Raw genomic sequence first — 7505 nt, forward strand, 5'->3', positions numbered from 1 at the left:
TCAGCGCGCCTGGCACCCGGGACAGAAATGCGTCCCCCGTCCCGCCACCACGATCTTCTCGATGATCCCGCCGCAACGCCGGCACGCTTCGCCCCGCCGCCCGAAGACGCGCAGCTTGCGCCGGAAGTTGCCGGGCTTGCCGTGGAAGTCGCGAAAGTCCAGGAACGTCGTGCCGCCGTGCTTGATGGACAACCGCAACACGCCCTTGGCGGCGTCGAAGATCCGTCGCGGCGTTTCATCGCCCGTGTCCGCCGGAACCGCCAGCGGGTGCACGCCGGCGCGGAACAGCGCCTCGTCCACGTAGATGTTGCCCAGCCCCGCCGCCACCGTCTGATCCAGGAGCACGGCCTTCCAGGGCGCCTTGCGGCCGCAGACCTTCGCGGACCACTCCGCGAAACGCACCTTCAGCATGTCCGGCCCGACGTGGGCGATGGCCGACGGACGCTCGCCGTCGTCCACCAGGGTCCAGCGCCCGAACTTGCGCACGTCGCGGTAGAAGACGGGCCGGCCGTCGAAGTCGAAGACGGCGTGGACGTGCTCGTCGGGAATGTACCGGGGATCGACGAAGACCTGTCCGGTCATGCGCAGGTGCAGCATGGCGTGGGCGGGCGAGGGGCCGTCGGCGTCGAAGGTCAGGATCAGGTACTTGCCGTGGCGATGGACGCTGTCGAGACGCCGGCCGAGGACGGCGCGGCGGAAGGCGCGAGCGCTCGGCTCGAAGATGCCCGCGAACTCCACGCGCAGCCCGGTCAGCCGGCGCCCGGCCAGCGCTGCGCGCAGGGCGACGGCGATGCTTTCGACCTCGGGCAGTTCGGGCATCAGAAACCGCGATCCTTCTTGATGACGTCGTAGGCCTCGTTGACCTTCTGCAGCTTCTCCTTGGCGAACTGCATGAAGTCCTCCGGCAGCCCCTTGCTCTGCAGCACGTCGGGATGGTACTCGCGCGCGATCTTGCGGTAGGCCTTCTTGATCTCCGCCTCGCTGGCGCCCGGCGGGACACCGAGTATCTCGTAGGACGAGCCCACCGCGGGCCCGGCGGGGCCGAAGAGGGCGCGGCATTCCTGGTAGTCGCGGTCGGTCAGGCCCAGGTCGCGGGCGATCTCGCGGATGAGCTTCTCCTCGGCGGGATGCAGCTGCCCGTCGGCGTGGGCGATCTGCAGCAGCAGGGTCACCAGGTCGCGCAGGCGGTCGGGGAAGGGACCGAGGATGCCGCGGGCCTGACGCGCCAGCTTCGCGGCGGGGATGGCGCTGTCGCGGGCCTCGTTGAAGATCCGGGCGGCCATGCGGCGGTCGGTGGCGGACATGCGCAGGTTGTCGCGCAGGAAGGCGTCGAAGGCCTGCACCTCCGCCTGCGTCACACGGCCGTCGGCCTTGGCGACCTTGGCCGCCAGGCTGATGAGCGTCACCACGAAGGCCGTCTGGGTGTCCTGGAAGACCCCGGTGCCGCCGAGGCGCGCGCCGCGGCGGGCGCCGCGGGTTCCCGCGCCGGGGTCGAGGACGTTGCCGCCGGCCTGGGAGCCGATGGCGCCGCCGATGATCATCCCGAGGGGACCGCCGAGCATGAAGCCCACCGTGCCGCCGAACAGAGCTCCCAGCAAACCCATTCGTCATCTCCTCATAGTCGGTAAAGCCGCCGCCTATCCGGTCGATGATAAGCCCGGAACGGGGTCCCGTCCACGGACCCTTGTCGTCTTCGTTTCACCCAAGAGTACGGGCGGCCCGGATCATGACGCATGAGGACAAACAAGGTCTTGCCAAAGAGGTTCTCGTCGAACGCATCCGCAACGAGATCATCCCGCTGTTCGACAAGCTAATCTCGGGCGAGGAGACCTATTTCGACAACCCCTATCTGGAGCGCAGCAAAGCGTTCGCCGACGGTACGCCCCTGCACTGTCCGGGCTCGACCGGCAAATACGAGCGTTGCTGGCAGTCGGTGGGCGAATACCGCCGCCAGGCCCATCCGGACGTTCTCTGCTTTCCGCACGACTGCAAGGAATGCCCTGTCTACCGCGGCGCCTGCCCGTCGGTGGTCGAGGAGCTGGGCGAGGCCTTCAACAACATGGTCTTCCTGCTGCACCGCAAGGACGAGACGGTACGCAACGCCATGAACTTCACGCGCGACCTGGCGCTCTCGCTCGAGAGCATGGACCTCGAGAACCATCTCATGCGCGAGCAGATGCACACCGACCCGCTCACCGGTCTATACAACCGGGGCTACCTGGACGAGTGTCTGGGCATGGAGGTGAAGCGCTGCCGCGACCACCGGCTGAACCTCTCCCTGCTCATGCTCGACATCGACCTGTTCAAGAGCTACAACGATCTCTACGGGCACCTGCAGGGCGACCGCATGCTGGCGCGTTTCGGGCGCCTGCTGCGGGCGGCGATCCGCGACACCGACCAGGCCTTCCGCTTCGGCGGCGAGGAGTTCGTGGTCCTGCTGCCCGGCACCAGCGGCGACGACGCGTACAAGGTGGCCGAGCGGATCCGAGAGCGTTTCGCGACCCTCGTGTTCAACGTGCCGCCGCGCAGCGGCAACCCCGAGGGACGCGAGTCGCGCACCGTGAGCGTCGGCGTCACGGCCTGCGCGGACGACATGGACGCCGAGGCGCTGCTGGCGTCGGCCGACCAGGCCCTCTACCGGGCCAAGAACAGCGGGCGCAACTGCGTGATCGCGCACTCCCTCCAGCCGGTCTGCTGAATCGTACCCCCTCGCCCGGGCCCGCGTTGCCCCTGGCACCGCGGGCCGCTTCCGTATATCCTGGCACGTACAGCGAGGAGGCGATATGGACGTCATGTCAGCGATCGAGACACGCCGCGCGGTGAAGAGGTTCGAACGGAACCTTGCGATGTCCGAGACGGACATCCGCACGCTCATGGAATACGCGATCATGTCGCCGACATCCTTCAACATCCAGAACTGGCGCTTCGTGCTGGTCACCGACCAGGACTCGAAGGACGCCATTCGCGACGCCGGCTGGAACCAGCCCCAGTTCTCCGACTGCTCGCTGCTGATCGTCATCTGCGGCGATCTCATGGCGCACGCCCGCAGCCCCGAGCGCTACTGGCGCAACGCTCCGGCGGCCGTCCGCGGGAGGGTCGTGTCCGCGATCACCGGTTACTACGGGAACGACGCGGCCGCCCGGCACGACGAGGCGCTCCGCTCCGGCGGCATCGCCGCCCAGACGATCATGCTGGCCGCCCGGGCCCTGGGCTACGACTCCTGCCCCATGATCGGCTTCGATTTCGCCCGGGTGGCGAAGATCGTCGGCCTGCCCCCGGACCACGAGATCGTGATGGCCGTCGCCGTGGGCCGCGGCGTCGAGGGGCCGCGGCCCCGCCCCGGCCGCATACCGCTCGCCGAAGCCGTCGTGCACAACCGTTTTCCCGGCGAAGGAACCGGCGCCTGAATGAAGAACACGACCGCTGAGACCGCCCCGCGCGAACGCCGGGACGTCCCGGACCATCTCAAGTGGGACCTGAGCGGCGTCTACGCCGACTGGGACGCCTGGGAGAACGACTACGCCGCCGTGGCCGGCGCGCTGGACGGCCTGTCCGGACTGCGCGGATCCCTGGGCGAATCCGCCGCCGCCATGCTGCACGCCATCGAGACCCTGCTGGACACGAACCGCCGCCTGGAGCTGGTGCGCGTCTTCGCCGCCATGAAAAGCGACGAGGACACGCGCCTCGGCGTCAACACCGAGCGCCGGGGTCGCGCCGGCCTGCTGGGCGTCAAGGTCGCCGAGGCCGCGAGCTGGTTCGAACCGGAGCTGCTGGCGATCGACGACGCCGTTCTCGCGCGTTTCCTGGCGGAGGAGGAAGGCCTGCGGCTCTACGCCCACTTCCTGGACGACATCCGCCGCAGCCGCCCGCACACCCTGGACGCGGCGCGGGAGGAGCTGCTGGCCGCCGCCGGCGCCATGGCGCGCGGCGCCGGGAACGTATTCAACGCCCTCGACAACGCGGATCTCGTCTTCCCCGCCGTTCGCGACGAGCAGGGCGACGAGGTCGAGTTGACCAAGGCCCGGTACAATCGGTTCGTGCGCTCGCGCGACCGGCGCGTGCGCGAGGAGGCCTTCGTCGCCCTGCACGAGACGTACGGCCGGGTGGCCAACACCCTGGCCGCGAACCTGGACGCCAACATCAACACCCACGTCTTCTACGCGCGCGCCCGCAACCATCCCGGCACCCTGGAGGCCGCGCTGCACGACAACGCGGTCCCCGTCGACGTCTTCCACAACCTGGTGGAGGCGGTCAACGACAACCTCCCCGCCATCCACCGCTACACCGCGCTCAAGAAGCGCGCGCTCGGCGTCGATCTGCTGCGCGAGTTCGATCTCTACGCGCCGCTGTTCGCGGACGGCGAGTTCACCTTCACCTACGAGGAATCCTGCGATCTGCTCCTGGCGGCGCTGGCGCCCCTCGGCGACGGCTACGTGGAGACCGTGCGGCGCGGCATCGCCGAACGCCGGATCGACGTGCACGAGAGCGCGGGCAAGCGGGGCGGCGCCTACTCCACCGGCGCCTACGACACCCCGCCGTTCGTCCTGCTCAACTGGAGCGGCCAGCTGCGTGACACCTTCACCCTGGCCCACGAGATGGGCCACTCCCTGCACAGCTGGCACGCCGTCGCGCACCAGCCCTACGTCTACGGCGACTATCCCATCTTCACCGCCGAGGTGGCGTCGACCTTCAACGAGCTGCTGCTGATGGACCACCTGCTGCGCGTGACCGGGGACAGGGACAGGCGCCTGTTCCTGCTGGACGCCTATCTCGACCAGCTCAACGGCACGGTCTTCCGCCAGACCATGTTCGCCGAGTTCGAGCACGCCGTGCATCTCGTCGTCGAGCGCGGCGGGACCCTGACGGCCGACCGTCTCGACGGCATGTACCTGGAGATCCTGGCCCGCTACTGGGGACCCGAGCTGGATCTCGGCGACGCGCTCAGCGCCCGCACCTGGTGCCGCATACCGCACTTCTACTACAACTACTACGTCTACCAGTACGCCACGGCCTTCGCCGCCTCGGTGGCGCTGTCGCGTCGGGTTCTTGCGGGCGGCGCGGCCGAGCGCGATGATTACCTCGGATTCATGAGGTCGGGCAGCAGCCGCTACCCGGTGGATACGTTGCGGCGGGCCGGCGTCGACATGACCACGCCGGAGCCTGTCGCGGGCGTCTTCGCCCTTTTCACGGATTTGCTGGACCAGGTGGAGAGCCTGCTGTCCGGGGAGTGATGCGGATGACGAACGCACCCGTGGCGAAATTCGTTTTGCTGATGTCCGTGCTCCTCGTCGTGGCGGGCTGCGGCGAGGACGCCGAAGAGGGCGCGCCGCCGGCCGGAGACGCCCGGACCGCCGCCGCGACGGACGCGGACGACGCGTGGGCGCCGATCTCCGCCACGGCCGGGGGCCCCAGGACGGAATTCGCCGATCCCGAGGCCTTCACCCATCCCCAGGGTCGCTTCCGCGTCCGCTGGCCGGCCAACTGCGTGGGTGTGCGCACCCGGCTCCAGGAGAACGCGTCCGCCCCCGGCCAATACGACATGGTGAGCGCCACGGGCGTGGTCGACGGCGACCCGGACTGCGGCTACACCGTCTGGGCCTGGTTCAACGAAGCGGACGGCGCCGCCGCCACGGCCGAACGGGTGACGTCCCGCATGGCGGCCATCATCGGCAGCCGCAAGCTGACCATCGTGAAGCAGGGTCCCATCATGCGTCTCGGCATGGAGGGCGCGGTGGCCTACTGCCGCGAGGAGGCCACGGGCCTGATCTTCTGGATCGAGGCCTATCTGAGCCTGGGCCGCACCCTGCTGGTGGCCGCCTGGGAACGCGGCGATTACATGTTCGCGGATCCGGAGATCCTGCGGTTCTTCCGGTCCGTGGAGTTCGTGGATTAATCCCGCATCCGTTTGACACCCCGTCCCCCCGCGCTATCATGGGCGCAGACTAACTTTTCTTGTTCCGGGGGATGCCAGGGGGGCCACATGGTCGGGAAAATCACGCTCACGGCCAGCCAGGAAGACTATCTCGAGGCCATACACCACGTCATCGCCGAGAACCGGGTCGCCCGCTCGCGCGACCTCGTGTCCCGCCTCGGCGTGAACAGCTCGTCGGTGACGCAGGCCCTGCGCGCCCTGTCGCAGAAGGGCCTGATCAACTACGAGCGCTACGGCGTCGTCACGTTGACCGACGCCGGCGAGGAGCAGGCCCACGACGTGATCCGCCGGCACGAGGCGCTGCGCGACTTCTTCGTGCGGATCCTGCTGGTGGACGTCGAGACGGCCGAGACAGCGGCCTGCAAGATGGAACACGCCATGCCCCGCACCATCGTCGACCGGCTCGTGCAGTTCATCGACTACGCCAACCGCTGTCCCCGCGGCAGCGCGGATTGGGTGGAAGGCTTCGGTTTCTTCTGCCGTAATCACGCTGGCGGCCCCTGCGAAGTCTGCGACGAGATCAACCAGCCGGGATCCCCGAAGACAGAGGACTGAGCCGCGCGCGCCCGCGCGGGAGGTGGCAATGAGAATTGCAGGGACGGCGGTCGGGCTGCTCGTGTTCGCGACGGCGCTGCCGCTGGCGGCCCAGGACCCGGGCCGTGAGGCGAAGGATACCGTCGCCGGCACCGTCGAGCTGCGCCAGGACACGCAGGCGTCGAACGACGCGTGGGCCCGGGAAAGGTCGCACCTGCTGGACCGCTACCGCGGCCTGCAGTCGGAACTCGTTTACCTGGAGCAGCGCACCGCCGCCGAGACCGAACGGGTGACGGCCAGGCAGGCGCGCGCCGACGAGCTGCGCCGCCGACTGGCGGAATCGACCCGGCTGGAAGCCTCCCTGCAGGACACCCTGGACGTGATCTGCGGCCGCCTGGAGTCCTGGGTCGCGGCCGACGCGCCCTTCCTGCCGGGCGAACGCGAGGCCCGCCTCGCCGCCTTGCGCCGCGAACTGTCGCGTCCCGAGGCGTCGCCCGGCGAGAAGCTGCGCCGCCTGCTCGAGGCCCTGCAGGTGGAGACCGGCTACGGCGCCACCGTGGAGGTCTACCAGGACCGCATCGCGGCCGGCGGGGAGGAGCTCTTCGTCGACGTGCTGCGCCTCGGCCGCCTGGCCCTCTTCTGGCGCACGCCCGACGCGAAGCGCGCCGGCTGGCACGATCCCGCCGCCGGGACCTGGACGGAGCTGCCGCGACGGTATCGCCGCAGCATCGGGCTGGCCCTGGAGATGGCGTCGCGCATGCGCCCGGTCGAGCCGGTGTCGTTGCCGCTGGGGAGGATCGCGCCATGAAGCGCAACCTCCTGCCGATCTGCCTCCTGCTGGCCGTCCTCTCGTCCGCCGCCGCGGCCCAGGACATCCGCGAGGCGGTGCGCAAGGCGCGGGCCGACCGCGAGCAGGCCTTCGCGGAGGCTGCCGAGGCGGAGCACCGCATCCTTGCCGACCGCGACTCCCTGACCGCCGCAGTCGCCGGCCTCGAGGCCCGCCGAGACGACCTCCAGGCCGGCCTCGACGCGCTGGCGC

The 7505-nt window shown here is 69.5% G+C and carries 9 protein-coding genes; 7 read left to right on the forward strand and 2 right to left on the reverse strand.

The window, feature by feature from the left end; translation table 11 throughout:
- Together mutM and KJ554_08165 are read right to left on the reverse strand one after the other, a co-directional pair.
- Positions 1–819 carry a bifunctional DNA-formamidopyrimidine glycosylase/DNA-(apurinic or apyrimidinic site) lyase gene (gene mutM, locus KJ554_08160; protein ID MBU0742302.1) on the reverse strand — a complete coding sequence of 273 codons (819 nt, stop codon included), beginning with the start codon at positions 817–819 and terminating at the stop codon, positions 1–3.
- Positions 819–1604 carry a TerB family tellurite resistance protein gene (locus KJ554_08165; protein MBU0742303.1) on the reverse strand — a complete coding sequence of 262 codons (786 nt, stop codon included), beginning with the start codon at positions 1602–1604 and terminating at the stop codon, positions 819–821. The genes mutM and KJ554_08165 overlap by 1 nt, the downstream gene beginning before the upstream one ends.
- A 122-nt stretch (positions 1605–1726) precedes the next feature.
- Between KJ554_08165 and KJ554_08170 the strand changes: the two genes are divergently transcribed.
- The 7 genes from KJ554_08170 to KJ554_08200 all read left to right on the forward strand — a co-directional run.
- Positions 1727–2698 (forward strand): GGDEF domain-containing protein, encoded by a 972-nt coding sequence (locus KJ554_08170; GenBank protein MBU0742304.1) that lies wholly within the window; start codon positions 1727–1729, stop codon positions 2696–2698.
- Between the two features lie 85 nt (positions 2699–2783).
- Positions 2784–3407, forward strand: a complete 624-nt coding sequence (locus KJ554_08175; GenBank protein MBU0742305.1) for a nitroreductase family protein — start codon at positions 2784–2786, stop codon at positions 3405–3407.
- Positions 3408–5231, forward strand: a complete 1824-nt coding sequence (gene pepF / locus KJ554_08180; GenBank protein ID MBU0742306.1) for an oligoendopeptidase F — start codon at positions 3408–3410, stop codon at positions 5229–5231.
- A 5-nt stretch (positions 5232–5236) separates the two neighbouring features.
- A complete protein-coding gene (locus KJ554_08185; protein ID MBU0742307.1) occupies positions 5237–5893 on the forward strand; it encodes a hypothetical protein in 657 nt (218 codons plus the stop codon).
- A gap of 87 nt (positions 5894–5980) precedes the next feature.
- Positions 5981–6487: a metal-dependent transcriptional regulator gene (locus KJ554_08190; GenBank protein MBU0742308.1), complete on the forward strand. Its 507-nt coding sequence runs from the start codon at positions 5981–5983 to the stop codon at positions 6485–6487.
- Between the two features lie 28 nt (positions 6488–6515).
- Complete coding sequence (locus KJ554_08195; protein MBU0742309.1) at positions 6516–7274, forward strand: DUF3450 domain-containing protein; 759 nt, start codon at positions 6516–6518, stop codon at positions 7272–7274.
- Positions 7271–7505: hypothetical protein (locus tag KJ554_08200; protein ID MBU0742310.1), on the forward strand; the 235-nt coding region annotated here is incomplete at its 3' end. The genes KJ554_08195 and KJ554_08200, both read left to right, overlap by 4 nt.

This window comes from bacterium (assembly GCA_018814885.1).
Classification (GTDB): Bacteria; Krumholzibacteriota; Krumholzibacteriia; order LZORAL124-64-63; family LZORAL124-64-63; genus JAHIYU01.